The following is a 26,754-nucleotide window of genomic DNA, read 5'->3' as shown; positions in this document are numbered from 1 at the left end:
GGCTGATGGGGAGGCTGTCGCCGTACACATTCAGGATGCTTGAAGCGCGTTGTTTGAGATGGAAGACCTGCCCATGATCCTCGTCGGCCAATATGACAGCCCCGTCACGCGCCGTGTCGCCATCGCGCTGCATCACTACGGCATCCCCTTCACCCGCGACACGCGATCCATCTTTGGCGATGCGGCAGCAATCGGTAGGATCAGCCCGCTGACCCGCATCCCGGCCCTCGTCCTCGACGATGGCGAAGTGCTGATCGACAGCGCATCCATCCTGGATCATCTCGATGAGCAGGCAGGCGACGCGGCGCTGATCCCCCGCTCCGGCACCCAACGCCGGCGCGTTCTCCAGATGACGGCACTGGCGCAAGGCACCCTCGAAAAGGTCGCGGCTGTGGTGTACGAGAGGCACTTTCACCCCCCCGAACACCGCAGCGCCGTCTGGCTGGATCGCTGCCTTGGCCAGGCACGCGCTGGTCTCGACGAACTGACCAAACGCCTTGCCACACCGTATGCCTGCGGGGCGGCACTCACCCATGCCGATGTCATGATCACCACGCTGATCTGGTACATGCAGGACCGGATGGATGAAGTGCTGTCACCGTCCGCCCACGCCGCGCTGATCTCACTGGCCGAACACTGTGAAGCGCTGCCCGCCTTCCGCGCCGCCGCCCCGAGCGATCTCGAGGCGATGCCACGAAGCTAGGGCCTGTTGGCACGGATGTGAACAGGCCCTCGTCTTGGATATACCTGTTCATGGCATCCAAGGGAAGGCCGGGCGCACGCGGCGTCGAGCCACGGTTCGTGGCGTCGGATTCGCGTCCGGCACAAGCCGCTGGGGGCCAAACTCCGCCACCAGTGAGCAGTCCGCTCTCGCCCCAGCCTCTCGACCCTACGTCACACACCCCTCCTAATTCTTCCAACTGCCACCGCCGACAACGCAAAGCAACCGCCCCAAAGACCCCAACCCGGTCATTACCCACGCGCCCCACCCTCACCCCGCACATCAGCGAAAATTGCAGGCTATGACCCTCAAAGCCCCCGAACTGCTGCTGCCCGCCGGCTCGCTCGACAAGATGCGTGCGGCGTACGACTTCGGCGCCGACGCCATCTACGCCGGCCAGCCGCGCTACAGCCTGCGTGCGCGCAACAACGAGTTCCGCCTGGAGCAGATCGCCCAGGGCATCCAGGAGGCGCACGCGCGGGGCAAGAAGTTTTTCGTCACCAGCAACCTGATCGCGCACAACGACAAGGTGCGCACCTACCTGCGCGACATCGAGCCTGTCATCGAGTGCAAGCCCGACGCCTTCATCATGGCCGACCCCGGCCTGATCATGATGGTGAAGGAAAAGTGGCCCGAGACCGAGATCCACCTCTCGGTGCAGGCCAATACCACCAACTACGCCACGGTGAAGTTCTGGCAGAAAGCCGGCGTGTCGCGCATCATCCTCTCGCGCGAACTGAGCCTGGACGAGATCGAGAAGATCCGCCAGGAATGCCCTGACATGGAGATCGAGGTCTTCGTGCACGGCGCGCTGTGCATTGCCTACTCGGGCCGCTGCCTGCTCAGCGGCTATTTCAACCGGCGCGACCCCAACCAGGGCACCTGCACCAACGCCTGCCGCTGGGAATACAAGACCCACGACGCGGCGGTGGACCCCAACACCGGCGAAGCGCTGGCCACGTCCATGGAGCAGGGTTTCAACTTCGAACAGGCGCGCGAGGAAGCCGACAGCCAGTTCACCAGCACCTGCGGTAGCGGCCAACGCCACCCCAAGGCCGACCAGGTCTACCTGATCGAGGAGATCGGCCGCCCCGGCGAGCTCATGCCCATCATGGAGGATGAGCACGGCACCTACATCATGAACTCCAAGGACCTGCGCGCCGTGGAGCATGTGGAGCGCCTGGTGAAGATCGGCGTGGATTCGCTCAAGATCGAGGGCCGCACCAAGAGCCTGTACTACGTGGCGCGTACCGCCCAGGTGTACCGCCGCGCGATCGATGACGCGGTGGCGGGCCGCCCGTTCAACCCGCACCTGATCACCGAGCTGGAAGGCCTGGCCAACCGCGGCTACACCGGCGGCCTGCTGGAGCGCCGCCCGGCCAACGACTACCAGAACTACGAGACCGGCAACAGCGTGCTGCAGCGCGCCCACTTCGTCGGCCAGGTGCGCGGCTACGCCGACGGCATGGCCGAGGTCGAGACCATGAACCGCTTCGCCGTGGGCGACACGCTGGAGGTGATCCACCCCAGCGGCAACCGCACGGTGCAGCTCACGCAGATGTTCAACCTGGACGGCGAAAGCGTGCAGGTGGCGCCGGGCAATCCGCTGCGTGTGCGCATCCCGATCGACGGCCCGGTGGAAGGCGCGCTCATCGCGCGGCTGCTGCAGCCTTCCTGAAACCATAGCTGGCAGCGCCCGTCCACAGGGCGTTTCAGGTAGATTTGATACCGAAACGCCCAGCCATCAAGCGCGCGCAGCTCCTCTTTTTGCAAAGGCCCCGGCGGGGCCTTTGCCCATTTCTTGCCCCGCCCCATACCAAGAACCCATGAATCCTGAAGACATCGTCGTCCTGCCCGAACTCAAGGCCTACATCGACCCGCTCACGCCCGAAGAGCACGACGCGCTGGAGCGCAGCATCCTCGCAGAGGGCTGCCGCGACGCGCTGGTGCTGTGGGGCAACATCCTCGTGGACGGCCACAACCGCTTCGGCATCTGCCATAAGCACGGCCTGCCCTTCCAGACGGTGCAGAACACCCGCTTTCAGAACATGGAGGACGTGCACCTGTGGATGATCGACCAGCACCTGGGGCGGCGCAGCGTATCGGAGTTCCAGCGGGGCGTGCTGGCACTGCGCAAACGCGAGATCATTGCCGAGCGCCGCGCCGCGGCCGCTGCCGCCGTGGTGGCTGCCAAGGCCGAGGCCGCCCAGGCACCCGAGCAGGCCCCCTGGGAGGGTGACACCGACCCGGTCGTCGCCCAGGCGCTGGCCAGCGTGCCCAAGGTGCCCGAAGACGCGCTGGACACGCGCGAGGCCCTGGCCCGCGCCGCCCGCCTGACGGCCGCCCAGGTCAAGGCCATCGAGACCATCCACCAGAACGCAGCGCCGGAAGTGGTGGCTGCCGTCAAGTCGGGCGAACTGTCCTTGAACGCCGCAGCCGTGGTGGCCACCCTGCCGGTGGACGAGCAAAAGAGCGCCGCGGCCGGCGGCGCGCAGGAACTCAAGCAGGCCGCCAAGCGCGTGCGCGACGGCAAGAAAAAACCAAAGGCCGACGTCGCCGCAACGGAGGCAGACGGTACCGCCGTGCCGGAATCGACGGCCGCCCCCGACGCCGCAAAGCTGCAGCAGCGCGTGGCGGAACTGGAGGCCGAAAACGAGCGCCTGCGCCAACAGGTCAAGGCCCTGCAAGACCTGCTGGCCGAGCAGGGCTGAGCGCCCGTCAGGAGACTGCCGCGCGCACGCCCTGCACCGCCACGTGTGCGCGGCGCAGCGCCATCCACTGCAGTTCCGCCAGGGCCAGCACGGCCACCGCCTGCACGGCCACATAGGCCTGGCCCCAGCCGCCGGTCACCCACGTCGTGCCCCACAGCACCACTGCGCTGGCCAGCACCCACAGGAAATTGCCCGCCACCAGCAGCGCCAGCGCACCGCCGGCTGCCTCGCGCCGCAGGGCCAGCGACCCGGCCAGCAGCACGAAAGGCAGCAGCAGCCAGCCGCTGGCCAACAGCAACCGGGGCGACATGCCCAGCCATTCAGCCAGCGGCGCTGCCGCCGCCAGGTGCAGCGCCGCCATGCCGGCGCCTGCGGCGGCATCGGCCCAGAGCACGCGGCGCAGGCCGCCGGAGGACGTGAAAGCATCGATGAAGGCCATGGTGTGATCTCCTGAGGGGTTGAACATGGCCTGCATCGTCGGCACGCGGCGGCTGCGCGTCCATGACCTGGCAGGTCATGCCCACGCCGCGCGGCCGGCCCTACCATGCAGGCCATGCACCATGCTCCCGCCCTATCGACACCCGCGCCTTTTGGAGAACGCCTGCGCCACTGGCGCCAGCACCGGCGGTTGAGCCAACTGGACCTGGCACACGCGGCCGAGGTGTCTACGCGCCACCTGAGCTGCGTGGAAACGGGCCGCGCCAGCCCCAGCCGCGACATGGTGCTGCGCCTGGCCCATCGCCTGGACGTGCCCCTGCGCGAGCGCAACGCGCTGCTGGTGGCCGCGGGCTATGCCCCGATGTACCGCGAACGCCCGCTCGATGCGCCCGAGATGGCCGATGCGCGCGCGGCGGTGCAGCGCATCCTGGACTGCCACGAACCCTGGCCGGCGCTGGCGATGGACCGGCACTGGAACCTGCTCATGGCCAACCGCATCGTGCCCCTGCTGCTGTCCGGCGTGGACGCCGAGCTGCTGCAGCCGCCCGTGAACGTGCTGCGCCTCAGCCTGCACCCGGGGGCCTGGCACCGCGCATCGCCAACCTGGAGCAATGGCGCGCGCACCTGCTGGAGCGGTTGCGCCAGCAGATCCACGAGAGCAGCGACCCGGTGCTGGCCGCCCTGCTGCAGGAACTGCAGGCCTACCCTTTGCCGCCTGCCAGCCCGCCGCTGCCGGGCGAGCACCTGGGCGTGCTCATGCCGTTCGAGTTCCGCACGCCGGCCGGCACGCTCCAGCTGGTGAGCACCACCACGGTGTTCGGCTCGCCCGTCGACGTGACGCTGCAGGAGCTGGCGCTGGAAACGTTCTTCCCCGCCGACGACGCCAGCGCCGCCGCACTGCGCGCGCTGGCCGCGGCCTGAACGGCACCGTCTCCCGGATCGTGACCACGGTCTCGGCGTGCGACATCCCCCGACGCGCGGCACACGGGGCGCGAGTATTTAAGTGAAATTGACCGCTAGCGCAGCACCAGCAAGCGCTAGCAGCTATCAATTAATGAGCAAAAGAAAACCCCCGCCAGGCATGCGCCCTGCGGGGGTTGACGGGAGGGGCCGCGCCGCGGCCCGGGCCTCAGCCGGCGATCAGGCCGTCACGCCCTTGGCGACCTCTGCATACTCCTCGATCTGGTCGAAGTTCATGTAGCGGTACACGCTGGCCTTGTCGGCATCGATCACGCCCATTTCCTGGAGGTATTCCTCCTTGGTGGGCAGCTTGCCCAGGCGCGAGGCGATGGCGGCCAGCTCGGCCGAGCCCAGGAACACGTTAGTGTTCTTGCCCAGGCGGTTGGGGAAGTTGCGGGTGCTGGTCGAGATGACCGTCGCACCCTCGCGCACCTGCGCCTGGTTGCCCATGCACAGCGAGCAGCCGGGCATTTCGGTGCGCGCGCCGGCCGTGCCGAAGGCAGCGTAGTGGCCTTCCTTGATCAGCTCGTTCTGGTCCATCTTGGTGGGCGGAGCCACCCACAGCTTGACCGGAATGTCGCGCTGGCCGCCCAGCAGCTTGGCCGCTGCGCGGAAGTGGCCGATATTGGTCATGCACGAGCCGATGAAGGCCTCGTCGATCTTGGTGCCGGCCACTTCGGACAGGAACTTGGCATCGTCCGGATCGTTCGGGCAGCAGACGATGGGCTCCTTGATGTCGGCCAGATCGATCTCGATCACGGCGGCGTATTCGGCGTCCTTGTCGGCTTCGAGCAGGTCGGGCTTGGCGAGCCAGGCTTCCACCTTCTCGATGCGGCGCTGCAGCGTCTTCGCGTCCTGGTAACCATCGGCGATCATGTTCTTCATCAGCACGATGTTGGAGCGCAGGTACTCCTTGATCGGCTCGGGGTTGAGCTTGATCGTGCAGCCGGCGGCGGAACGCTCGGCCGAGGCGTCGGACAGCTCGAAGGCTTGCTCCACCTTCAGGTCCGGCAGGCCCTCGATTTCGAGGATCTTGCCCGAGAAGATGTTCTTCTTGCCGGCCTTGGCCACGGTCAGCAGGCCCGCCTTGATGGCGTACAGCGGGATCGCGTGCACCAGGTCGCGCAGCGTCACGCCGGGCTGCATCTCACCCTTGAAGCGCACCAGCACCGACTCGGGCATGTCCAGCGGCATCACGCCGGTGGCGGCGCCGAAAGCCACGAGGCCCGAGCCTGCGGGGAAGGAAATGCCGATGGGGAAGCGGGTGTGCGAGTCACCGCCGGTGCCCACGGTGTCAGGCAGCAGCAGGCGGTTGAGCCAGCTGTGGATCACGCCGTCGCCGGGGCGCAGAGCCACGCCGCCGCGGTTGCTGATGAAGGCCGGCAGTTCGCGGTGCGTCTTCACGTCCACGGGCTTGGGGTAGGCAGCGGTGTGGCAGAAGGACTGCATCACCAGATCGGCCGAGAAGCCCAGGCAGGCCAGGTCCTTCAGTTCGTCACGCGTCATGGGGCCGGTGGTGTCCTGGCTACCCACGGTGGTCATCTTGGGCTCACAGTACGTGCCCGGGCGGATGCCCTGGCCTTCGGGCAGGCCGCAGGCGCGGCCGACCATCTTCTGGGCCAGTGTGAAACCGGCATTGGACGCCGCAGGTGCCTGGGGCAGGCGGAACGCGGTCGAGGCGGGCAGGCCCAGGAACTCACGCGCCTTGGCGGTGAGCGAGCGGCCGATGATCAGGTTGATGCGGCCGCCGGCCTGCACCTCGTCCAGCAGCACGTCGGACTTGAGCGCGAACTCGGCCACGGTCTCGCCGTTCTTCACGATCTTGCCGTCGTAGGGCAGCACATCGATTACGTCGCCCATCTCCAGCTTGGAAACGTCCACTTCGATCGGCAGAGCGCCGGAGTCTTCCTGCGTGTTGAAGAAGATGGGAGCGATCTTGCCGCCCAGCGTCACGCCACCAAAGCGCTTGTTGGGCACGAAGGGAATGTCCACGCCCGTGCCCCAGATGATGGAGTTGGTGGCGGACTTGCGCGACGAGCCGGTACCCACCACGTCACCCACGTAGGCGACCAGATGGCCCTTCTTCTTCAGGTCCTCGATGAACTGCATCGGGCCGCGCTTGCCGTCTTCCTCGGGCTTGAAGGCTGCGTCGGGGCGCGTGTTCTTCAGCATCGCCAGGTAGTGCAGCGGGATGTCGGGGCGGCTCCAGGCGTCAGGCGCGGGCGACAGGTCGTCGGTGTTGGTCTCGCCGGGCACCTTGAACACGGTGACGGTGATCTTTTGCTCGACCTTGGGGCGGCTGGTGAACCACTCGGCATTGGCCCAGCTTTGCATGACTTCCTGGGCCTTGGCGTTGCCGGCCTTGGCCTTGGCGGCCACGTCGTTGAAGAAGTCGAACATCAGCAGCGTCTTCTTCAACGCTTCGGCAGCCACGGAAGCGACTTCGGCGTCGTCCAGCAGCTCGATCAGCGGGTGCACGTTGTAGCCACCCACCATAGTGCCCAGCAGCTCGGTGGCCTTGGCCTTGGAAATCAGGCCGACCGTGATGTCGCCATGGGCGACGGCCGCGAGGAAGGACGCCTTGACCTTGGCAGCGTCGTCCACCCCTGGCGGCACGCGGTGGGTCAGCAGGTCCACCAGGAAAGCCTCCTCGCCAGCGGGCGGGTTCTTGATCAGCTCGATCAGTTCGGCCGTCTGCTTGGCATCGAGCGGCAGCGGCGGGATGCCCAATGCAGCGCGCTCGGCCACATGGTCGCGGTAGGCTTTCAACATGTCTTCTTTCTCCGGGATAGTCTAGGTTTTCAAAGTGGGGCGACAACCGGCCGGCCACAGTAGCGCACACGGCAGGCGTGCACTGCGTGGCCCCGCCGGCAGGCGGCTTTAGGTTTACTTGGCGGCCGGGTTGTCCAGCAGGCTTTGCGGCGGGTTCTTCTTGATGGCCTCGGCCACCACCACCTGCTGCGGGCTCATGCATTCGTCAGCCATGCGCTGGCCCAGCTTCTGGTTCATGAGCATGGATTTGTTGGCGATCTGCACCCACACGGCACCCGCGCGCTGGTCTTCCAGGCGCACCGCGCCGGTGGTGGTGGCCACCGGGGCCATGTGGTACTTGAAGCCCTTGCCTTCCACATGGAAGCGCCCGGGCGACTGCGTATCGGCCTCGATGCTCACGAACGCGCCCAGTTCGCACGCCATGCGGCCCGTGTACACGCGCTCGGCGATCTGCAGTTCTTCGGGAGTGAGCGCCGCCTCGGCTGCGGCCAGGCCCGACGCCACCTGCACGGCACCGCTGTGCAGGCGCGTGCGGCTGCTGGTGGGCGACGCCTTGGCGACGGTGTCGCTCTTCTTCTCGGCCTTGGGCTTGGTCGCCTTGGCGGAGGTACTCTTCGCCGCAGGCTTGGCGCTGCTCTTCTTGGCCTCGGCGGGGGCGGCGGGCTTGGTCGCCGTCTGCGCCGTGGTGAGGGCGGGCGCCAACAGTATCAATGCGGAAGCGATGAGGGTCTTCATGGTGACTCCTGCGGGGAAAGAATGAATGGAAGGCAGATGGGGCGACAAGAATACCCGTATCAGGTGAACGTGGTCTCAGCCTTGGCAAACCAGCCCTGCGCCTCGGCGGGCAGCATGCGGCCGGTCTGGTGTGCACGCTCGAGCACCTGCCAGAAATAGCGGTAGCTTGCGCGGTCGTGCAGTACGCCCTCCTCGCTGATGGGAGCCCAGTCAGCCTGGATGGCGGCAGAAATGATGCGGCTGGCCCGCGCGATTTCCGCACCTTCCGGTGCGAAAGCCGCCAGGATGGGCCGGATCTGCGCGGGGTGGATGCTCCACATGCGCGTGTAGCCGAACTGGCGCGCGGCCCTGCCGGCCGCGGCCTGCATGGCGTCGGGATCGCTGAATTCAGTGACCACGCAGTGCGATGGCACCTTGCCATTGGCATGGCAGGCGGCGGAGATCTCCAGCTTGGCACGCACGACGAGCGGATGCTCGAACTGCCCGGTGGACGTCATGCCCGAGGCGGGAATCGCACCGCCATGGGCGGAAACGAAGTCCATCAGGCCGAAGCTGAGGCTCTGGATGCGCGGGTGCGCGGCGATCTCGAAGGCCCGGTGCACGGCAGCGGGGGACTCGATAAGGGCGTGCAGCGGCAGATGGCTGGCGCCTGCGGCCTCCAGCGCTCGCTCTGCCGCGAGCACTTCGTCCACGGTTTCCACCTTGGGCAGCATGATGTGGCACAGGCGCTGCCCCGCCTCACCGGCGATGATGGCCATGTCCTGCGCGAAGGCGGGGTGGTCAACCGTGTGCACACGTGCCGCCACACGCGCGCCGGCCCCGGCTTCGCGCGCCAGGCGTGCCACCAGCATGGCGTGCTCGCGCTCTTGCCCCACGGGCGCGCCGTCCTCGCAGTCGAGCGTCACGTCAAACACGCAATGGCCAAACTCGGCAAGCAGCTCCTGCTGCAGTTGCAGGCTCTTGCGCATGCGCACTTCCACGCCGCTGTAGTGGTCGCACACGGGAATCGCATGGGCGCCCGCCTGAGCGCCCAGCAGGACTTCAGCGGGATGGGCAGCGGACGAGGTCATGGGGCACGCTGGGCAACGATGAACAAACGGGGAAACGCAAACAGCCGATGGCCGTCCGCGCGCTCGGTATAGGCCTCGCCAATGCGCTGCGTGTAGGCTTGCAGATACGCATCCCGCAACACGGCGGAGAGAGGATCAAGGAAGGGTTTCAGGCCTGTGGACTCCAGCCACTCGACGATGGCCTGGACCGAAGGCATGACATGGCGGTACGCGGTGTGCCAGATATCGACCCGGCAGGCCATGGGCGCGAGAAGGTCGTAATAAGCCTCCACCGACAACAGCGCCGCACGCTGGTCCGCGGCATGCACCAGCTGATCACGCCACGCAGACTGGCTCGCCAACTCGCGCATGAGCTGGTGCGACGGCTGGTCCAGGTTGTCGGGCATCTGCACCGCCAGGACACCACCGGGTGCCAGGCAGCGCATCAGCCGGGCGAACAGCCAGGCATGCCCCGCCACCCACTGCAGGGAGGCGTTGGCAAAAATCAAATCGGGCGCCACGGTGGGCGCCCAGTCGGCAATGTCGGCCTGCATGAAGGGCACACCGGGCAGACGCTTGCGCGCACTGGCCAGCATCGCTTCGGAGTTGTCCAGGCCGATGAGTTGCGACTGCGGGAACCGCTCCAGCAGCAATTGCGTGGAATTGCCATTCCCGCAGCCCAAGTCCACGATGTGGCGGGGTGCGGGATGGGAGACCCGCGCCAGCAACTCGACAGCCGGGCGCGTGCGCTCGCTCTCGAAGCGCTGGTAGAGCGCGGGATCCCAGTCGTGCATGGAGAGGCGCGATTACAGCAGGTGCTTGACGCCGTCCTGCTCGCCTTGCAGCTCGGCCAGGGTCTTGTCGATGCACTCTTGCGAGAAGGCGTCGATGGCCAGGCCTTCGACAATCTTGTACTCGCCGTTCTCGGTGGTGACCGGGAAGCCGAACACGATACCGGCGGGAATGCCGTATTCGCCGTTGGAGGGCACACCCATCGTCACCCACTCGCCCTTGGAACCCAGGGCCCAGTCGCGCATGTGGTCAATGGCGGCGTTGGCGGCAGAAGCAGCCGAGGACAGGCCACGAGCGGCGATGATGGCTGCGCCGCGCTTGCCGACGGTGGGCAGGAACACATCCTTGTTCCAGGCCTGGTCGTTGATGGCGTCCTTCACGGACTTGCCGTCCACCGTGGCGAAACGGTAGTCGGCGTACATCGTGGGCGAATGGTTGCCCCACACCGTCAGCTTCTTGATGTCGCCCACCTTGAAGCCACCCTTGGCCGCCAGTTGGGAAGCTGCACGGTTGTGGTCCAGGCGCAGCATGGCCGTGAAATTCTTGGCCGGCAGGTCGGGGGCCGACTTCATGGCGATGTAGGCGTTGGTATTGGCGGGGTTGCCCACCACCAGCACCTTCACGTTGCGCGAGGCCACGGCGTTCAGGGCCTTGCCCTGGGCCGTGAAGATCTGGGCATTGGCAGCCAGCAGGTCGGCACGCTCCATGCCGGGGCCGCGCGGACGGGCGCCGACCAGCAGGGCGTAGTCGGTATCCTTGAAGGCGGTCATGGGGTCCGAGTGGGCTTCGATGCCAGCCAACAGCGGGAACGCGCAGTCTTCCAATTCCATGATCACGCCCTTGAGCGCGTTCTGGGCCTTCTCGTCGGGAATTTCCAGCAGTTGCAGGATGACGGGCTGGTCCTTGCCCAGCATTTCGCCGGAAGCGATGCGGAACAGCAGCGCGTAACCGATTTGGCCTGCAGCGCCGGTCACGGCGACACGAACGGGTTTCTTGCTCATGCGAAAACTCCAGAAAGAGGTGTGAGGGAGGTGGTGTTGGTGCAAGGTCGCACCAGCGCCAGTCATCAGCAGCCCGTGCCCCGCAGAACAGCCCAGGAGTTTACCGCCGATTACTGCGCAGGGTCAATTTGTCTTATGTCTTATATAAGATATGATCGCCCTCAATTCAGCGGCATGCTCCGCCCCCGGCACAGCCCACCATGTCCTCCTCGCTCCCTCCGACCACAGAAGGCACGCCCCCAGGCGCGGGTGCTGGGGCATCGACTCCCGCATTCAGCCCCCTGTACCAGCAGATCAAGGGGCTCATCCTGCACAGCCTGCAGCATGGTGAATGGAAGCCCGGTGAAGCCATCCCCAGCGAAATGGAACTGGCTGCGCGCTTTCGCGTGAGCCAGGGCACGGTGCGCAAGGCCATCGACGAGCTGGCAGCCGAAAACCTCGTGATGCGCCGCCAGGGCAAAGGCACCTTCGTGGCCACCCACGCAGAGCGGCAGGTGCAGTACCGCTTCCTGAAACTGCTGCCTGACACGGGGGACGCCCGCGTGGAAGGCCCGGCGCAGCGCACCATCCTGGAGTGCCGGCGCATGCGCGCCAGTGCGGAGATCGCACGCACGCTGGCGCTGCGGACCGGAGATGTGGTGGTGCAGGTCAAGCGCATCCTGTCGTTTGTGGGCGTACCCACCATCCTGGAGGACATCTGGCTGCCAGGGCAGGCCTTCAAGGGCCTGACCGCGGAGCAGATGGCCCACTACCAGGGGCCCACCTATGCCATGTTCGAGCTGGATTTTGGCGTGCGCATGGTGCGCGCCGAAGAAAAGATCCGCGCTGTGTTTCCCGATGAAACGCAGGCTCAATGGCTGAATATCCCCGTCGCCACACCACTGCTCAGCGTGGAGCGCCTCGCTTACACCTATAACGATGTTCCCATGGAGTTACGGCGCGGGCTGTACCGGACTGACACACATCACTATCACAATGAACTGAGCTGATCCACTGCCCGACCACGAATGCAACCAGGGAAAATACGCAGTCTCCGCAAGCTTCCCGTAATGCATTGCAATAGAATTTTGGGTTGTTTGCATCCGCGCAATTACAACGCAGTTACATCCACGAAAGCACACACGCCATGACAGAACTTGCCAAGCAACGGCCTGAATACCGCAACATCCACGCGTTTCGCGACCTGCCCAGCTACCGGTGGCCGCTGGCCGCGCTGGTTTCTGGCATGCACCGCATCAGCGGCATGATCATGTTCCTGCTGCTGCCTCTGGTGATCTGGATGTTCGATACCTCGGTGTCGTCGGAAATCTCCTTCGGCAAGTTCACCTCTGCCTTCTCGTCGGGCCTGGGCTTCGCGCCTGGCTGGCTCATCAAGCTGCTGACCCTGGGCCTGATCTGGGGCTATCTGCACCACTTCATCGCCGGCCTGCGCCACCTGCTGATGGACATGAACCATGCCGCCGTCACGAAGGAATTTGGCAAGAGCTCTGCTGCCGTCACGCTGGTCGCAAGCTTCGGCCTGACCGCGATTCTGGGCGCCAAGCTCTTCGGCCTGTACTGATCGGCGCACCTGCGCAGATCACTTTTTCACATAAAAAAGGAATTTCCATGTCCGTGAATTACGGCTCCAAGCGCACCGTCGTGGGTGCCCACTATGGCGTGCGCGACTGGCTGGTGCAGCGCGCCACCGCCGTCTTGATGGCTTTGTTCACCCTGGTGCTGCTGGCCTGCGTCATCTTCAGCAAGGGCCCCATCGGCTACGACCTGTGGGCCGGCATCTTCTCCAGCCAGTGGATGAAGGTTCTGACCCTGTCCGTCATCGTGGCGCTGGCCTGGCACGCCTGGGTAGGCGTGCGCAACGTGTGGATGGACTACATAAAGCCGGCAGGCCTGCGTCTGACGCTGCAAGTCTTCACCATCGTCTGGCTGGTGGCCTGCACCGGCTGGGGTATCCAGGTTCTGTGGCGTCTCTGATTCCCGCGACTGAAAGAAAACAATGAGCTACACCAAAGCCAACATCACCAAGCGCAAGTTCGACGTGGTCATCGTCGGTGCCGGCGGCTCGGGCATGCGCGCCTCGCTGGAACTGTCCCGCGCAGGCCTGAACGTGGCCTGCCTGTCCAAGGTCTTCCCCACCCGCTCGCACACCGTGGCAGCGCAAGGCGGCGTGTCCGCATCGCTGGGCAACATGAGCGAAGACAACTGGCACTACCATTTCTACGACACCATCAAGGGCGGCGACTGGCTGTCCGACCAGGACGCCGTCGAGTTCATGTGCCGCGAAGCACCCAAGGTGGTGATCGAGCTCGAGCATTTCGGCATGCCGTTCGACCGCAACCCCGACGGCACCATCTACCAGCGCCCCTTCGGCGGCCACACGGCCAACTACGGTGAGAAGCCCGTGCAGCGCGCCTGCGCCGCGGCCGACCGTACCGGCCACGCCATGCTGCACACGCTGTACCAGAAGAACGTCGAATCCAAGACCAACTTCTTCGTGGAATGGATGGCGCTGGACCTGATCCGCGACGCTGAGGGCGACGTGGTCGGCGTAACCGCGCTGGAACTGGAAACCGGCGACCTGTACGAACTGCACGCCAAGGCCGTGCTGCTGGCCACAGGCGGCGCTGGCCGCATCTTTGCGGCATCGACCAACGCCTTCATCAACACCGGCGACGGCCTGGGCATGGCCGCACGCGCGGGCATCCCGCTGCAGGACCTGGAGTTCTGGCAGTTCCACCCCACCGGCGTGGCCGGCGCGGGCGTGCTGCTGACCGAAGGCTGCCGCGGCGAAGGTGCCATCCTGCTGAACAGCAATGGCGAGCGTTTCATGGAGCGTTACGCGCCCACCTTGAAGGACCTGGCACCGCGCGACTTCGTGTCCCGCTCGATGGACCAGGAGATCAAGGAAGGCCGTGGCTGCGGTCCCAACAAGGACTACATCCTGATGAAGCTCGACCACCTGGGCGCTGACACCATCCGCAAGCGCCTGCCGTCTGTGGAAGAGATCGGCCACAACTTCGCCAACGTGGACATCACCAAGGAACCGATCCCCGTCGTGCCCACCATCCACTACCAGATGGGCGGCATTCCGACCAATATCCACGGCCAGGTCGTCACCTGGGACGGCGAGAAGAACAACGTGGTCAATGGCCTGTACGCCGTCGGCGAATGCGCCGCGGTGTCGGTGCACGGCGCCAACCGCCTGGGCACGAACTCGCTGCTCGACCTGTTGGTGTTCGGCAAGTCGGCCGGCAAGCACATCGTGCAATTCGTTGGGGGCTACGGCGAGCACAAGGCCGTGCCGGCCGACGGCAGCGACCGCACCCTGGCGCGCCTGAACCAGTTGGAAGAATCCAAGGACGGCGTCTACGCCCAGGACCTGGCCAACGACATCCGCCAGACCATGCAGCAGCACGCCGGCGTGTTCCGCACGCAAAAGGGCATGGACGAAGGCGTGGTCAAGATCAACGCCATCCGCGAGCGCGTGGGCACCGTGACCCTGAAGGACAAGTCCAAGGTCTGGAACACCGCACGCATGGAAGCGCTGGAAGTGGACAACCTGATCGAGGTCGCCCAGGCCACGATGACCTCGGCCGCGGCCCGCCAGGAGTGCCGTGGCGCACACACCGTGGACGACTACGAGCACCCTGCCGACCATCCCGACTTCCCGTTGGGCCGCAATGACAAGGAGTGGCTCAAGCACACGCTGTGGCACAGCGCCAGCAACAGCCTGAGCTACAAGCCCGTGAACATGAAGCCCCTGACGGTGGACAGCATTCCTCCGAAGGTCCGCACGTTCTAAGACAGCCGCCGCCCACGAGAGAAACAACCCATGAAACGCACTTTCAAGATCTACCGCTACGACCCGGACAAGGACGCCAAGCCCTACATGCAGACCGTGGAGGTCGAGCTCGACGGCCACGAACGCATGCTGCTGGATGCATTGCTCAAGCTCAAGGCACAGGATCCCACGCTGTCGTTCCGCCGCTCCTGCCGCGAAGGCGTGTGCGGCTCCGACGCCATGAACATCAACGGCAAGAACGGCCTGGCCTGCCTGACGAACATGAAGACCCTCTCGGGCGACATCGTCTTGAAGCCCCTGCCCGGCCTGCCGGTGATCCGCGACCTGATCGTGGACATGACGCAATTCTTCAAGCAGTACCACTCGATCAAGCCCTACCTGCAAAGCGACATCTACGCGTCGCCCGCCAAGGAGCGCCTGCAGTCGCCCGAAGAGCGTGAAGAGCTCAACGGCCTGTACGAGTGCATTCTGTGCGCCAGCTGCTCCACGAGCTGCCCCTCGTTCTGGTGGAACCCCGACAAGTTCGTGGGTCCCGCCGGCCTGCTGCAGGCCTACCGTTTCATCGCGGACAGCCGCGACACGGCCACGGGCGAGCGCCTGGACAACCTGGAAGACCCCTACCGCCTGTTCCGCTGCCATACCATCATGAACTGCGTGGACGTGTGCCCCAAGCACCTGAACCCCACGCGCGCGATTGGCAAGATCAAGGAATTGATGGCACGCCGTGCCATCTGAGAACCATGGCTGACGAAGCGCTGCTGGACGAACGCGAAGTGGCCATCCTGCGGTGGCGCTGCCGCCGCGGGCTGGTGGAGAACGACCTGTTTCTCGAGCGGTTCTTCGCAACCCACGGCTCCTGCCTGACGATCCGTCAGGCGCGAGGACTCACGCTACTGATGGACTTGTCGGACAACGACCTGCTGGACCTGCTGCTGCGCCGCAAGGAACCCACGGGCGAAGTCGCTAAGGACGAAGTCAAGGAAGTGCTGGAGCAGTTGCGCAACCGCGCTTAAGCCCCAGCCCCGTGCAAGGCAAACAACAGAAGGAAACTGGAAATGAAACTGGCAGACAACAAAGCGACGCTATCGTTCAGCAACGGCAGCCCGAGCGTGGAACTCCCCGTGTACCAAGGCAGCATCGGCCCGGACGTGGTCGACATCCGCAAGCTGTACGCGCAAACGGGCATGTTCACCTATGACCCCGGTTTCCTTTCCACGGCCTCCTGCCAGTCGTCCATCACCTACATCGACGGCGACAAGGGCGAGCTGCTGTACCGCGGCTACCCCATCGAGCAGCTCGCCACCCAGTGCGACTACCTCGAAACCTGCTACCTGCTGCTGAATGGCGAGCTGCCCAACGCCGCGCAGAAGGCCACGTTCAACGACCGCGTGACCAAGCACACGATGGTCAACGAGCAGATGCAGTTCTTCCTGCGCGGTTTCCGCCGCGACGCACACCCCATGGCCGTGCTGACCGGTCTGGTGGGCGCGCTGTCGGCCTTCTACCACGACAGCACGGACATCAATAACCCCGAGCACCGCGAGATCTCCGCCATTCGCCTGATCGCCAAGATGCCCACGCTGGTGGCCATGGCGTACAAGTACGGCAAGGGCGAGCCCTACATGTACCCCCGCAACGACCTCTCGTACGCAGGCAACTTCCTGCGCATGATGTTCGGCACGCCCTGCGAGGACTACAAGGTCAACCCCGTGATCGAACGCGCGATGGACCGCATCTTCATCCTGCACGCCGACCACGAGCAGAACGCCTCCACCTCCACGGTGCGCCTGTGCGGCTCCTCGGGCACCAACCCGTTCGCCGCCATCGCTGCCGGCGTGGCATGCCTGTGGGGCCCTGCCCACGGCGGCGCCAACGAAGCCTGCCTGAACATGCTGGAAGAAATCCAGGCCATGGGCGGCGTGTCCAAGGTGGGCGAGTTCATGGAGAAGGTCAAGGACAAGTCCTCCGGCGTGAAGCTGATGGGCTTTGGCCACCGCGTGTACAAGAACTACGACCCCCGCGCCAAGCTCATGCAGGAAACCTGCAACGAAGTGCTGGCCGAGCTGGGCCTGGAAAAGGACCCGCTGTTCGCCCTGGCCAAGCAGCTGGAGAAGATCGCCCTGGAGGACGACTACTTCGTGCAGCGCAAGCTCTACCCGAACGTGGACTTCTACTCCGGCATCGTGCAGCGCGCGATCGGCATCCCGGTCAACCTGTTCACCGGCATCTTCGCGCTGGCCCGTACCGTGGGCTGGATCGCCCAGCTCAACGAGATGATCGGCGACCCCGAGTACAAGATCGGCCGCCCCCGCCAGCTGTTCGTGGGCGCCGAGCGCCGCGACGTTCCGGCCATCAACAAGCGCTGATCAAGTAGCGCCGCCTGCCGCGAAGGCAGGCGTGCCCCGCCCCAGCCCGCACGCACCCGTTGCCTGCGGGCTTTTTTGCGTCCGGGCCCTTTTTGCTGCGCACAACGGGAAGCGTGCCGCAGCCCGCAGTCAACCGCTACGCCGCCAATCCCCGCGCGACACGCCAATCAGGCGCATCCACCTATACCCCCTCCCAGTAATAGGCATTTATTGCCCTCCAGCGCTTAATCCTAAAGCGCCATCGATTTATACTTCCCCCTAGTACAAGACACATAGCAACACGTCCCGGCACAACGCCCGCCCATCCAAACGCCATGCCCCATACCGCCGAAGACAAGCAACGCGCCATCACGCGCCTGCGCCGCATCCGCGGCCAGGCCGAGGCGCTGGAGCGCGCCGTGCAGGCGGGCAGCGACTGCGCACCCATCCTGCAGCAGCTGGCCGCCCTGCGCGGCGCCGTGCATGGGCTGATGGCCGACATGCTGGACAGCCATGTGCGCGAAACCCTGGCGCAAGAGCCCGCCCCCTCGCCCCAGGCCGTGGACGAGACGCTGGCCCTGCTGCGCTCGTACCTGAAGTAACGTCCCCCCACCCTTTCACCACAAGGAGCCCTCCCATGAAATCCCGCGCCGCCGTCGCCTTCAAAGCTGGTGAACCTCTGCAGATCGTCGAACTCGACGTGGCCCCGCCCAGCAAGGGCGAAGTACTGGTCAAGATCACCCACACCGGCGTATGCCACACCGATGCCTTCACGCTCAGCGGCGACGACCCCGAGGGCATCTTCCCCGCCGTGCTGGGCCATGAGGGCGCGGGCGTCGTGGTGGAGGTGGGCGAAGGCGTCACCAGCGTCAAGCCGGGCGACCATGTGATTCCGCTGTACACCGCCGAATGCGGCGAATGCCTGTTCTGCAAGAGCGGCAAGACCAACCTGTGCGTGGCCGTGCGCGCCACGCAGGGCAAGGGCGTAATGCCCGACGGCACCACGCGCTTCTCGTACAACGGCCAGCCCGTGTACCACTACATGGGCTGCTCCACGTTCAGCGAATACACCGTGGTGGCCGAGGTGTCGCTGGCCAAGGTTCACCCCGATGCCAACCCCGAGCAGGTCTGCCTGCTGGGCTGCGGCGTAACCACCGGGCTGGGCGCGGTCAAGAACACCGCCAAGGTGCAGCCGGGCGACAGCGTGGCCGTGTTCGGCCTGGGCGGCATCGGCCTGGCGGTGATCCAGGGCGCCCAACTGGCCGGCGCGGGCCGCATCATCGCCATCGACACCAACCCGGGCAAGTTCGACCTGGCACGCACCTTCGGCGCCACCGACTGCGTGAACCCCAAGGACTTCGACAAGCCCATCCAGCAGGTGATCGTGGAGATGACTGGCTGGGGTGTGGACCACAGCTTCGAGTGCATTGGCAACGTCAACGTGATGCGTGCGGCGCTGGAATGCGCACACCGCGGCTGGGGTCAGAGCGTGATCATCGGCGTGGCCGGTGCGGGACAAGAGATCTCGACTCGCCCGTTCCAGCTCGTCACGGGCCGCAAGTGGCTGGGTACGGCCTTCGGCGGCGTCAAGGGCCGCAGCGAACTGCCCGGCATGGTGGAGGACGCCATGGCCGGCAAGATCCAGCTCGCCCCGTTCGTCACCCACACCATGGGCCTCACGGATATCAACCAGGCGTTCGACCTGATGCACAAGGGCAAGTCGATCCGCTCGGTGGTGAACTACGCTGCATAAAAACAGGAGCGCTTGGCGCTTGATGCGCAAGGGATTCCAGTACTTTTATTGCTGAATCCCGCCCATACCAAGCGCCAGCAGCTACTTAAAAAGGAGCAACACGCCCATGTCCGACACCCTGGAACAACTCTCGGCCCACGCCTGCTTTGGCGGCGAGCAACGCTTTTACCGCCATGCTTCGCACGCAGTGGGTCTGCCGATGCGCTTCGCCGTCTACCTGCCGCCCCGTGCGCTGTCGGGCCAGAGTGCGGATAGAAAGGTCCCCGCGCTGCTCTACCTCGCGGGCCTGACCTGCACCGAGGAGACCTTCCCCACCAAGGCCGGCGCCCAGCGCCTGGCGGCAGAGCTGGGCCTGGCCCTCATCACCCCCGACACCAGCCCGCGCGGCGCGGGCGTGGCGGGCGAGGCCGACGCCTGGGACTTCGGCGTGGGCGCGGGCTTCTATTTGGACGCCACGCAAGCCCCCTGGTCCACGCACTGGCGCATGGAAAGCTACCTGCTGGAAGAACTGCTGCCGCTTGTCACCAACGCCCTGCCCATCGACGGTGCCCGGCTGGGCCTGTTTGGCCACAGCATGGGCGGCCATGGCGCGCTGACGCTGGCACTGCGCCACCCGGGCCGGTTCAAGAGCCTGTCGGCCTTCGCGCCCATCTGCGCCCCCACGCGCTGCCCCTGGGGCGAGAAGGCGTTCACCGGCTACCTGGGCCCTGACCGCTCCTCCTGGGGACAGCACGACGCCACCGTGCTCATGGAGAACCAGCCCCTCGCACCCTACCCCGGCGGCATCCTCATCGACCAGGGGCTGGACGACAAATTCCTGGCCGATCAATTGCACCCGCACCTGTTCGAGGCGGCCTGCAGCGCCATCGGCCAGCCGCTCACGCTGCGCCACCACGCAGGCTATGACCACGGCTACTACTTCATCCAGAGCTTCATCGACGACCACCTGCGCCACCACGCGCAACAGTTGGGCGCCTAAGGCAGTGTGAACGAACTGCCCGGCTCACTCGTTCCGCACAACCTGTCCGCGCGCCGTTGCGGATGCCCGCTACAGCCCGCACGAGGGGTTCGCCTTGCGCCGCGACTGGCCGCGTTTCTGCCGCCCTTTCGCGGCTGCCCGGGCCGCCCGAGGTCATGCACCGTCTGACACCCGACGCCCGCCAAACCGCTCACACCGGGCAGGGCGCACCCACCGCGTAGGCGCGCAGTTCACGCCCGCCGATGCCCAGCGCCGGCCACAGAGCGCGCCACTGCGCAATGTGGGCACTGGCGAAGTGCCGGTCCAGGTCGTCCTGGCTGCGCCACAGCTCATGCACGTGGATCAGCCCTGCGTCCAGCACATCCTGCGCATACGCATATTCGATGCACCCCGGTTCGGCCCGTGAGGCCTGCACCATCGCCCGCATGGCCGGCAGCGCGGCGGCCAGCCCGTCCGCCGGCAGGCGGATGGTTCCTACGATCAACAGCATTCAGCACTCCCTCCCTACAGCAAAGCGCCCATGCTAGCCGCGGCGCGCACCGCGCTCAGAACAGCACGCCCTGCCCGCGCGCCAGCGCCGGGCGGTACTGCGACAGGTCCAGTTCCCTGCGCTGGCGGTTCAGGCCCAGGCGCGCACAGGTCTTCTCGAAGCGCTGTCGCAGCAGGTCGGCCCACAGGCCCGAGCCCTTCATGCGCGTGGCGTGGCTGCTGTCGTAGCTCTTGCCCGCGATACGCGCGGTTGCGTCGATGCCGTGCAGATCCTGAATGCGCGCCAGGACGCGTTCGGCACGCTGCGGGTAGTGCAGTTGCAGCCACTCGCGCATCAGGGCATTGAGTTCCCACGGCAGGCGGATCACCGTATAGAAGGCCGAGGTGGCGCCCGCGTCGCGCGCGGCGGCCAGCACCTGCTCCATGTCCTCCGTGATGAAAGGAATCTGCGGCGCCACGCTCACGCCGACGGGCACGCCGGCTTCAGCCAGCGCGCGGATGGTGCGCAGCCGCCGGTGCGGCGCGGCCGCGCGCGGCTCCAGCACGCGGGCCAGGCGCGCATCCAGCGTGGTGATGGTCACGTAGGCCGCCGCCAGCCGGCTGTGCGCCAGCGGAGCCAGCAGGTCCAGGTCACGTTCCACGCCGCTGCTCTTGGTGATCAGCGAGAACGGGTGTCGTGCATCGCGCATCACCTCGATCAACGCACGCGTGAGGCGCAGCTCACGCTCCACCGGCTGGTAGCAGTCGGTGGCGGAGCCGATGTTGACCACCGAAGGCCGATGGCTGGCGCGCGCCAACTCGCCCCGCAGCACCGCGGCGATATTGCGCTTGGCGATGATGCGGGTCTCGAAGTCCAGCCCCGGCGACAGGTTGAGGTAGCTGTGCGTGGGCCGTGCGTAGCAGTACACACAGCCATGCTCGCAGCCACGGTAAGGGTTCACCGACTGCTCGAAGAAGATGTCGGGCGAATCATTGCCGCACAGCGCGCTGCGCGCGTCTTCCCAGATCACCTGGGTCAGCGGCGCGGCGGGCGCGGCACTTTCGTCGCCCGTCACACCCTCCGCCGGCCCGCCCCAGCCGTCGTCAAACGCCTCGCGCACATCGCGCATGAAACGGTGGGCCATACGCGTGGCCGTACCCCGCCCCTTGAGTGGCTGCACGGGCGCCCATACGACAGGAGCCAGTGAGGGCGGGGGATCGTCTTCGGAATGCATTGAATGACTGTATAAATAAACAGTTATTCTGGCAATATCCAAAGGCCTACGCCATTTGCCGGGGGGCTGCAAGCGCAGCGCAATTCGCACTGCGCGCGTGTGAGATCCCTTGGCAAACGCGCCACCCGGCCGCACAATTCACCCCATCCGCACCCAATTGGTGCTTTTTTTGAGAACATGCCTTGGCCCGGACAACCCCGTTGCCCGGGCTTTTGTCCGTTTGAGCGCGGCTGCCCGGCAGACGCGCTTTCACTATCGTTTACAAGGGAATCACACCATGCAGCGCAAGCCCCACATCATCCTGTCGTCCCTGGACCTGGAGCGCATCGAAGCCCTGCTGGAAAAACAAACCGCCCCCTTTCCTGGCCGCGAGGCACTGGAGGCCGAGCTGGACCGCGCCGACGTGTTCGATCCCAAGGACATGCCCCCCAATGTGGTGACCATGAATTCCACCGTGCGCTTCACGCTGCTGGAAACCGGCAAGACGAACACGCTGACGCTGGTCTACCCGAAGGAGATGGACGGCTCGGGCGACAAGGTGTCGGTGTTCGCACCCGTCGGCATCGCACTGCTGGGCCTGAGCGTGGGCGACGAATTCCAGATGCCCAGCCCCACCGGCCAGGTCACTGTGCGCGTGGACGCCATTGATTTCCAACCCGAGAACGCGGGTGAACTGCATCGCTGAGCGCGATCGCACCACCCAAGACCCGAGGCAGCCATGACTGGCTGCCTTTTTTTCGTCAGCGCAGGCCTGCCATGAGCGCGGTGGTCAGCAGGCCGGTTCCCACGAGCCCGGCCTGCCAGCGCAGCGCAGATTGCCATGTGGGAACGTGGCGCTCCACACGCTCGTACAGCAGGTGGCCCGCGGCGATCGACAGCACGAAAGCGATGCCCATGCCCGCCATCGCGGCGGCTACTGACTGCGGCCAGAAGTAGCTTTCCACCGCGTTGACGAGCACGCACACCGCAAAGTGCACGAGGAATACCGAATACGAGATCTGCCCCAGCCGGCTGAGCGGTGCCCAGCCTTGCCAGCGCTGCATGGCCAGGCTGCGCATGGCCACCACCAGCAGCAGCGCAGTCACGCCGGCCAGCGCAATGCGGGGGCGCCACTCCAGCGCCAACGCAGCCACCACCAGCGCCGCGATCAGCAGCGCCCAGCTCCAGGCTCCCAGCGCGCGGGGCGACTGCACGGCCCAGTAGGCCAGCATGCCAAGGCCATAGGCACCGAAGAAATACACCGCCCAGACGTCCCAATCAGCGTCGCGGTTGAAGTACAGCAGCGAGGCGGCGACGCCCGTCGCCACGAGTGCCTGCGCGCCGCTCAGGGCCCAGGGCCAGTAGCGGGACATGCCGCGCGCACGCAGCGCCACCGCCGCGCGTGATACCCCAGTCAGGACCAGCGTGGTGAGCGCAAACAGCTGAAAGTCGATGGCCACGTACCAGACGCCGGCCGACAGCGACTCCTCGTCCAGCACGCTTTGCAGCAGCAGCGCATGCGCGAGCAACTGGCCCAGGTCCGGCACGTCGGATACCGAGGCGTGATCGAACCACGGTTGCACGGTCGCCTGCACGACGATGGCGATCACCAGCGCCACCGCGTAGGGCACCACCAGGCGCACGAAACGCCGTGCGATGCGCTGGGCAGGGTCGGTAAAGCGCGCCTGCCCCTGCGGCGCCAGACTGGCCGCTGCCAGGAATCCCCCCAGCACCAGGAACACCTGCACCGCCATGCGCGCGTATTCGTAGAGCCAGTCGATCAACCCCGGCACCGCTTGGCGCGCCACGTCGGACATGGGCCCGTAGAACGCCAGGTGGTGCCAGACGATGGCGGCGCAGGCCAGGCCTTTGGTGCAGTCGATCAACGCACTGCGGGAGGCATGAGACGGGGTGTGCTGGGACATTCAAAACAGGAACACCGTGCCGGCAACAAGCCTGCGACGGGGATTCACGGTAATCGGGCAAGCCCGAGATTTTGCGCCTTTTGCGCTGATGCTGCTGACCGCTACACAGCGGACGCGCATCAACAAAAACGGCGCCCCTGGGGCGCCGTTGGGCCAACGGGGCTACGTTGCAGCCCCGCGCGGGCATCAGCCCAGGGCCAGGCGCTCGCGCGCTTGCTGGTATTCGCGGCGCAGGCGCGCGACGAGTTCAGCCGTCGAAGTGACCTCGGTGATGCTGCCGATGCCCTGGCCGCAGCCCCAGATGTCCTTCCATGCCTTCTTGGCGTCGCCACCGAAGTTCATCTTGCTCGGATCGGACTCCGGTAGGTTGTCGGGGTCCAGGCCTGCCGCGCGGATCGACGGCGCCAGGTAGTTGCCGTGCACACCCGTGAACAGATTGCTGTAGACGATGTCGTCGGAGTTGCCCTCGACGATGGCCTGCTTGTACGCATCGATGGCGCGCGCCTCGTGCGTGGCGATGAAGGCCGAGCCGATATAGGCGAAGTCCGCGCCCATGGCCTGCGCGGCCAGGATGGCGCCGCCCGACGCGATGGAGCCCGATAGCGCGAGCGGACCGTCAAACCATTGGCGGATTTCCTGGATCAGCGCAAACGGGCTCTTCACCCCTGCGTGGCCCCCCGCGCCCGCCGCCACGGCGATGAGGCCGTCGGCCCCCTTCTCGATGGCCTTGTGCGCGAACTTGTTGTTGATGATGTCGTGCAGCACGATGCCGCCCCAGCTGTGCACGGCCTGGTTCACGTCCTCGCGTGCGCCCAGGCTGGTGATGACGATCGGCACCTTGTACTTGGCGCAGACCTGCATGTCGTGCTCCAGCCGGTCGTTGCTCTTGTGCACGATCTGGTTGATGGCGAATGGAGCGGAGGGCGACTCGGGATGCGCCTTGTCCCACGCCGCCAGCGTCTCGGTGATCTCGGCGAGCCAGTCGTCGAGTTGCTCCGCCGGCCGTGCGTTGAGCGCAGGCATGGAGCCCACGATGCCGGCCTTGCACTGCTCGATCACGAGCTGAGGGTTGCTGATGATGAACAGCGGCGAGCCGATGACGGGCAGCGAGGGTTTCTGCAACGCTGGGGGCAGTTTGGACATGCGGACGGTCTCCATAATAAAAATGGGCTGTAGCGCTTTACCCGTAAGCGCTAGCAGCTATCAAAACAGAAGCAATTTTCAGAACGCTTCCAGCGGCAGAGCCGTGACGCTGGCCGCACCGTGCACGATTGCGTCGCGCTGGCCCGGCGCCTTGGTCAGCAGGTGGTCGGCATAGAAGCGCGCCGTGGCGATCTTGGCCTGCATGAAGGCCACGTCCTGTCCCTTGGCGGACAGCTCCTGCGCCACCAGCAACGCGCGCGCCAGCTGCCAGCCCGCCACCAGATTGCCGGCCAGCATCAGGTAGGGCACGCTGCCCGCATACACGTCGTTGGGGTGGGCCTTGGCGCCACCAGCGATGAAATCCACCACCTCTAGGAATGCCTGGCGTGCGGCAGCCAGGCGCTGGGCCACCGCTTGAGCGTCGGCCGTGCCGCTGGCGCGCAACTCGCCCTCGGTGGCCTCGATCTGCGCGGCAATCGCCTTGGCCGTCTGGCCGCCGTCGCGCGCCGTCTTGCGGCCCACCAGGTCGTTGGCCTGGATGGCGGTCGTGCCTTCGTAGATGGTGAGGATCTTCGCGTCGCGGTAGTACTGCGCAGCGCCCGTTTCCTCGATGAAGCCCATGCCGCCGTGCACCTGCACGCCCAAGCTGGCCACTTCCAGGCTCATTTCGGTGCTGTAGCCTTTGACCAGTGGCACCATGAATTCATAGAACACCGCGTTCTGCTTGCGCACCTCGGCATCGGGATGGTGGTGCGCGGCGTCGTAGGCCGCAGCAGCCGTGGTGGCCATGGCGCGGCAACCCTCGGTGTACGCGCGCATGGTCATCAGCATGCGGCGCACGTCGGGGTGGTGGATGATGGCGGCGCTGCCGGCCACGCTGCCGTCGACCGGGCGGCTTTGCACGCGGTCGCGCGCGTACTGCACGGCCTTCTGGTAGGCGCGCTCAGCCACCGCGATGCCCTGCACGCCGACGGCGTAGCGCGCGGCGTTCATCATGATGAACATGTATTCGAGGCCGCGGTTTTCCTCGCCCACGAGGTAGCCGATGGCGCCGCCGTTATCACCGTACTGCAGCACGGCCGTGGGCGACGCCTTGATGCCCATCTTGTGTTCGATGGACACGCAATGCACGTCGTTGCGCGCGCCCAGGCTGCCATCCTGGTTCACCAGGAACTTGGGCACCACGAACAGGCTGATGCCCTTCACGCCCTCGGGTGCACCCGCCACGCGCGCCAGCACCAGGTGCACGATGTTCTCCGCCATGTCGTGCTCGCCATAGGTGATGAAGATCTTGGTGCCGAAGACCTTGTACGTACCGTCGGGCTGGGGGTCGGCCTTGGTGCGCACCAGCGCCAGGTCGGAGCCTGCCTGCGGCTCGGTCAGGTTCATGGTGCCGGTCCACTCGCCCGTGACCAGCTTTTCCAGGTAGGTGGCCTTGAGTTCGTCGCTGCCGGCCGTGAGCAGCGCCTCGATGGCACCATCGGTCAGCAGCGGGCACAGCGCAAAGCTCAGGTTGGCGCTGTTGAGCATTTCCACGCAGGCCGCGCCGATGGTCTTGGGCAGGCCCTGGCCGCCGAAGTCGGCAGGGTGCTGCAAGCCCTGCCAGCCGCCCTCGGCGAACTGGCTGAAGGCCTCCTTGAAGCCCGGCGTGGTGGTCACGGCACCATCCTTGAACCAGGAGGGTTTCTCGTCGCCAACCACATTGAGCGGAGCCACCACGCCCTCGTTGAACTTCGCGCACTCTTCCAGCACGGCAGCGGCCGTGTCCAGACCAGCGTCCTCGAAACCGGGAATCTGCGCGACCTGGTCGATGCGTGCCAAGTGCTCGATGGCGAACAGCATGTCCTTGACGGGGGCGGTGTAACTCATGGGTGTCTCCAACTCAAAACGGTACGAATGTGATCAAAAAAAAGGCATCGCAAGCGATGCCTTTTTGCCGGCGCAGC

25 protein-coding genes and 1 pseudogene are annotated in these 26,754 nt (G+C 65.9%); 15 read left to right on the top strand and 11 right to left on the bottom strand.

Annotated elements, in window-relative coordinates; genetic code table 11:
- Window positions 1–73 precede the first annotated feature (73 nt).
- The 3 genes from BA022_RS02375 to BA022_RS02365 all read left to right on the top strand — a co-directional run bounded on the left by BA022_RS02375 (window position 74) and on the right by BA022_RS02365 (window position 3,432).
- Window positions 74–703: a glutathione S-transferase family protein gene (locus BA022_RS02375; RefSeq protein ID WP_088888494.1), complete on the top strand. Its 630-nt coding sequence runs from the start codon at window positions 74–76 to the stop codon at window positions 701–703.
- 319 nt (window positions 704–1,022) lie between these two features.
- The gene (gene trhP, locus BA022_RS02370) at window positions 1,023–2,399 is read left to right on the top strand and encodes a prephenate-dependent tRNA uridine(34) hydroxylase TrhP (RefSeq protein WP_015913693.1); all 1,377 of its coding nucleotides are present in this window, start codon (window positions 1,023–1,025) and stop codon (window positions 2,397–2,399) included.
- 148 nt (window positions 2,400–2,547) lie between these two features.
- Window positions 2,548–3,432 carry a plasmid replication/partition related protein gene (locus BA022_RS02365; protein ID WP_088886438.1) on the top strand — a complete coding sequence of 295 codons (885 nt, stop codon included), beginning with the start codon at window positions 2,548–2,550 and terminating at the stop codon, window positions 3,430–3,432.
- Between the two features lie 7 nt (window positions 3,433–3,439).
- Here the strand turns inward: BA022_RS02365 and BA022_RS02360 are convergent, their stop codons facing one another.
- Window positions 3,440–3,871, bottom strand: coding sequence for a hypothetical protein (locus BA022_RS02360; protein ID WP_088888493.1), 432 nt, complete (start codon window positions 3,869–3,871; stop codon window positions 3,440–3,442).
- 105 nt (window positions 3,872–3,976) lie between these two features.
- Here BA022_RS02360 and BA022_RS02355 point away from each other — a divergent pair.
- Window positions 3,977–4,791: pseudogene (locus BA022_RS02355) on the top strand (helix-turn-helix domain-containing protein).
- A 219-nt stretch (window positions 4,792–5,010) separates the two neighbouring features.
- On the opposite strand, the gene acnB reads toward BA022_RS02355, so the two are convergent.
- The 5 genes from acnB to BA022_RS02330 all read right to left on the bottom strand — a co-directional run bounded on the left by acnB (window position 5,011) and on the right by BA022_RS02330 (window position 11,179).
- Window positions 5,011–7,602, bottom strand: a complete 2,592-nt coding sequence (acnB, locus tag BA022_RS02350; protein ID WP_015913697.1) for a bifunctional aconitate hydratase 2/2-methylisocitrate dehydratase — start codon at window positions 7,600–7,602, stop codon at window positions 5,011–5,013.
- Window positions 7,603–7,716: 114 nt separating this feature from the next.
- Window positions 7,717–8,337, bottom strand: a complete 621-nt coding sequence (locus BA022_RS02345) for a hypothetical protein (protein ID WP_011805944.1) — start codon at window positions 8,335–8,337, stop codon at window positions 7,717–7,719.
- A gap of 59 nt (window positions 8,338–8,396) precedes the next feature.
- Window positions 8,397–9,407, bottom strand: coding sequence for an HpcH/HpaI aldolase/citrate lyase family protein (locus tag BA022_RS02340; RefSeq protein ID WP_088886437.1), 1,011 nt, complete (start codon window positions 9,405–9,407; stop codon window positions 8,397–8,399).
- Complete coding sequence (gene tam / locus BA022_RS02335) at window positions 9,404–10,180, bottom strand: trans-aconitate 2-methyltransferase (protein WP_088886436.1); 777 nt, start codon at window positions 10,178–10,180, stop codon at window positions 9,404–9,406. Before tam ends, BA022_RS02340 begins: the two co-directional genes overlap by 4 nt.
- A 12-nt stretch (window positions 10,181–10,192) precedes the next feature.
- Complete coding sequence (locus BA022_RS02330; RefSeq protein WP_015913700.1) at window positions 10,193–11,179, bottom strand: malate dehydrogenase; 987 nt, start codon at window positions 11,177–11,179, stop codon at window positions 10,193–10,195.
- A 200-nt stretch (window positions 11,180–11,379) separates the two neighbouring features.
- Between BA022_RS02330 and BA022_RS02325 the strand changes: the two genes are divergently transcribed.
- From BA022_RS02325 to fghA, 10 genes are all read left to right on the top strand, one after another.
- Window positions 11,380–12,168: a GntR family transcriptional regulator gene (locus tag BA022_RS02325; protein ID WP_088886435.1), complete on the top strand. Its 789-nt coding sequence runs from the start codon at window positions 11,380–11,382 to the stop codon at window positions 12,166–12,168.
- Window positions 12,169–12,305: 137 nt separating this feature from the next.
- Complete coding sequence (gene sdhC / locus BA022_RS02320; RefSeq protein WP_015913702.1) at window positions 12,306–12,740, top strand: succinate dehydrogenase, cytochrome b556 subunit; 435 nt, start codon at window positions 12,306–12,308, stop codon at window positions 12,738–12,740.
- A gap of 47 nt (window positions 12,741–12,787) precedes the next feature.
- The gene (sdhD, locus tag BA022_RS02315) at window positions 12,788–13,153 is read left to right on the top strand and encodes a succinate dehydrogenase, hydrophobic membrane anchor protein (RefSeq protein WP_015913703.1); all 366 of its coding nucleotides are present in this window, start codon (window positions 12,788–12,790) and stop codon (window positions 13,151–13,153) included.
- A gap of 22 nt (window positions 13,154–13,175) precedes the next feature.
- On the top strand, window positions 13,176–14,981 hold the full coding sequence (gene sdhA / locus BA022_RS02310; RefSeq protein WP_011805951.1) for a succinate dehydrogenase flavoprotein subunit: 1,806 nt from the start codon (window positions 13,176–13,178) through the stop codon (window positions 14,979–14,981).
- 30 nt (window positions 14,982–15,011) lie between these two features.
- On the top strand, window positions 15,012–15,716 hold the full coding sequence (locus BA022_RS02305; RefSeq protein WP_088886434.1) for a succinate dehydrogenase iron-sulfur subunit: 705 nt from the start codon (window positions 15,012–15,014) through the stop codon (window positions 15,714–15,716).
- Window positions 15,717–15,721: 5 nt separating this feature from the next.
- On the top strand, window positions 15,722–15,994 hold the full coding sequence (locus tag BA022_RS02300; RefSeq protein ID WP_047350435.1) for a succinate dehydrogenase assembly factor 2: 273 nt from the start codon (window positions 15,722–15,724) through the stop codon (window positions 15,992–15,994).
- Window positions 15,995–16,036: 42 nt separating this feature from the next.
- Window positions 16,037–17,347 (top strand): citrate synthase, encoded by a 1,311-nt coding sequence (locus tag BA022_RS02295; RefSeq protein WP_088886433.1) that lies wholly within the window; start codon window positions 16,037–16,039, stop codon window positions 17,345–17,347.
- Between the two features lie 314 nt (window positions 17,348–17,661).
- Window positions 17,662–17,928, top strand: a complete 267-nt coding sequence (locus BA022_RS02290; protein WP_011805955.1) for a metal/formaldehyde-sensitive transcriptional repressor — start codon at window positions 17,662–17,664, stop codon at window positions 17,926–17,928.
- A gap of 35 nt (window positions 17,929–17,963) precedes the next feature.
- On the top strand, window positions 17,964–19,079 hold the full coding sequence (locus tag BA022_RS02285) for an S-(hydroxymethyl)glutathione dehydrogenase/class III alcohol dehydrogenase (RefSeq protein ID WP_088886432.1): 1,116 nt from the start codon (window positions 17,964–17,966) through the stop codon (window positions 19,077–19,079).
- Between the two features lie 106 nt (window positions 19,080–19,185).
- Window positions 19,186–20,058 (top strand): S-formylglutathione hydrolase, encoded by an 873-nt coding sequence (gene fghA / locus BA022_RS02280; RefSeq protein WP_088886431.1) that lies wholly within the window; start codon window positions 19,186–19,188, stop codon window positions 20,056–20,058.
- A 190-nt stretch (window positions 20,059–20,248) separates the two neighbouring features.
- Here the strand turns inward: fghA and BA022_RS02275 are convergent, their stop codons facing one another.
- The gene (locus BA022_RS02275; RefSeq protein WP_088886430.1) at window positions 20,249–20,548 is read right to left on the bottom strand and encodes a putative quinol monooxygenase; all 300 of its coding nucleotides are present in this window, start codon (window positions 20,546–20,548) and stop codon (window positions 20,249–20,251) included.
- Between the two features lie 55 nt (window positions 20,549–20,603).
- Window positions 20,604–21,761 carry a PA0069 family radical SAM protein gene (locus BA022_RS02270; RefSeq protein WP_088886429.1) on the bottom strand — a complete coding sequence of 386 codons (1,158 nt, stop codon included), beginning with the start codon at window positions 21,759–21,761 and terminating at the stop codon, window positions 20,604–20,606.
- Between the two features lie 277 nt (window positions 21,762–22,038).
- Between BA022_RS02270 and rnk the strand changes: the two genes are divergently transcribed.
- Window positions 22,039–22,446, top strand: a complete 408-nt coding sequence (gene rnk / locus BA022_RS02265) for a nucleoside diphosphate kinase regulator (RefSeq protein WP_088886428.1) — start codon at window positions 22,039–22,041, stop codon at window positions 22,444–22,446.
- A gap of 55 nt (window positions 22,447–22,501) precedes the next feature.
- Here the strand turns inward: rnk and BA022_RS02260 are convergent, their stop codons facing one another.
- The 3 genes from BA022_RS02260 to BA022_RS02250 all read right to left on the bottom strand — a co-directional run bounded on the left by BA022_RS02260 (window position 22,502) and on the right by BA022_RS02250 (window position 26,677).
- The gene (locus tag BA022_RS02260; RefSeq protein WP_088886427.1) at window positions 22,502–23,665 is read right to left on the bottom strand and encodes an acyltransferase family protein; all 1,164 of its coding nucleotides are present in this window, start codon (window positions 23,663–23,665) and stop codon (window positions 22,502–22,504) included.
- A 186-nt stretch (window positions 23,666–23,851) separates the two neighbouring features.
- Window positions 23,852–24,808, bottom strand: a complete 957-nt coding sequence (locus BA022_RS02255) for an NAD(P)H-dependent flavin oxidoreductase (protein ID WP_011805963.1) — start codon at window positions 24,806–24,808, stop codon at window positions 23,852–23,854.
- A 78-nt stretch (window positions 24,809–24,886) separates the two neighbouring features.
- Window positions 24,887–26,677 (bottom strand): acyl-CoA dehydrogenase, encoded by a 1,791-nt coding sequence (locus BA022_RS02250; RefSeq protein ID WP_011805964.1) that lies wholly within the window; start codon window positions 26,675–26,677, stop codon window positions 24,887–24,889.
- Window positions 26,678–26,754: the final 77 nt, after the last annotated feature.

The sequence above is a fragment of the Diaphorobacter nitroreducens genome (assembly GCF_002214645.1).
Classification (GTDB): Bacteria; Pseudomonadota; Gammaproteobacteria; order Burkholderiales; family Burkholderiaceae_C; genus Diaphorobacter; species Diaphorobacter nitroreducens.
The sequence above is the reverse complement of the archived record's forward strand: the minus strand, read 5'-3'. Positions and strand labels throughout refer to the sequence as shown.

Coding starts and splice junctions, on each gene's coding strand:
- BA022_RS02375 (WP_088888494.1), top strand. CDS start 74: ATGATCCTCGTCGGCCAATATGACAGCCCCGTCACGCGCCGTGTCGCC.
- trhP (WP_015913693.1), top strand. CDS start 1,023: ATGACCCTCAAAGCCCCCGAACTGCTGCTGCCCGCCGGCTCGCTCGAC.
- BA022_RS02365 (WP_088886438.1), top strand. CDS start 2,548: ATGAATCCTGAAGACATCGTCGTCCTGCCCGAACTCAAGGCCTACATC.
- BA022_RS02360 (WP_088888493.1), bottom strand. CDS start 3,871: ATGGCCTTCATCGATGCTTTCACGTCCTCCGGCGGCCTGCGCCGCGTG.
- acnB (WP_015913697.1), bottom strand. CDS start 7,602: ATGTTGAAAGCCTACCGCGACCATGTGGCCGAGCGCGCTGCATTGGGC.
- BA022_RS02345 (WP_011805944.1), bottom strand. CDS start 8,337: ATGAAGACCCTCATCGCTTCCGCATTGATACTGTTGGCGCCCGCCCTC.
- BA022_RS02340 (WP_088886437.1), bottom strand. CDS start 9,407: ATGACCTCGTCCGCTGCCCATCCCGCTGAAGTCCTGCTGGGCGCTCAG.
- tam (WP_088886436.1), bottom strand. CDS start 10,180: ATGCACGACTGGGATCCCGCGCTCTACCAGCGCTTCGAGAGCGAGCGC.
- BA022_RS02330 (WP_015913700.1), bottom strand. CDS start 11,179: ATGAGCAAGAAACCCGTTCGTGTCGCCGTGACCGGCGCTGCAGGCCAA.
- BA022_RS02325 (WP_088886435.1), top strand. CDS start 11,380: ATGTCCTCCTCGCTCCCTCCGACCACAGAAGGCACGCCCCCAGGCGCG.
- sdhC (WP_015913702.1), top strand. CDS start 12,306: ATGACAGAACTTGCCAAGCAACGGCCTGAATACCGCAACATCCACGCG.
- sdhD (WP_015913703.1), top strand. CDS start 12,788: ATGTCCGTGAATTACGGCTCCAAGCGCACCGTCGTGGGTGCCCACTAT.
- sdhA (WP_011805951.1), top strand. CDS start 13,176: ATGAGCTACACCAAAGCCAACATCACCAAGCGCAAGTTCGACGTGGTC.
- BA022_RS02305 (WP_088886434.1), top strand. CDS start 15,012: ATGAAACGCACTTTCAAGATCTACCGCTACGACCCGGACAAGGACGCC.
- BA022_RS02300 (WP_047350435.1), top strand. CDS start 15,722: ATGGCTGACGAAGCGCTGCTGGACGAACGCGAAGTGGCCATCCTGCGG.
- BA022_RS02295 (WP_088886433.1), top strand. CDS start 16,037: ATGAAACTGGCAGACAACAAAGCGACGCTATCGTTCAGCAACGGCAGC.
- BA022_RS02290 (WP_011805955.1), top strand. CDS start 17,662: ATGCCCCATACCGCCGAAGACAAGCAACGCGCCATCACGCGCCTGCGC.
- BA022_RS02285 (WP_088886432.1), top strand. CDS start 17,964: ATGAAATCCCGCGCCGCCGTCGCCTTCAAAGCTGGTGAACCTCTGCAG.
- fghA (WP_088886431.1), top strand. CDS start 19,186: ATGTCCGACACCCTGGAACAACTCTCGGCCCACGCCTGCTTTGGCGGC.
- BA022_RS02275 (WP_088886430.1), bottom strand. CDS start 20,548: ATGCTGTTGATCGTAGGAACCATCCGCCTGCCGGCGGACGGGCTGGCC.
- BA022_RS02270 (WP_088886429.1), bottom strand. CDS start 21,761: ATGCATTCCGAAGACGATCCCCCGCCCTCACTGGCTCCTGTCGTATGG.
- rnk (WP_088886428.1), top strand. CDS start 22,039: ATGCAGCGCAAGCCCCACATCATCCTGTCGTCCCTGGACCTGGAGCGC.
- BA022_RS02260 (WP_088886427.1), bottom strand. CDS start 23,665: ATGTCCCAGCACACCCCGTCTCATGCCTCCCGCAGTGCGTTGATCGAC.
- BA022_RS02255 (WP_011805963.1), bottom strand. CDS start 24,808: ATGTCCAAACTGCCCCCAGCGTTGCAGAAACCCTCGCTGCCCGTCATC.
- BA022_RS02250 (WP_011805964.1), bottom strand. CDS start 26,677: ATGAGTTACACCGCCCCCGTCAAGGACATGCTGTTCGCCATCGAGCAC.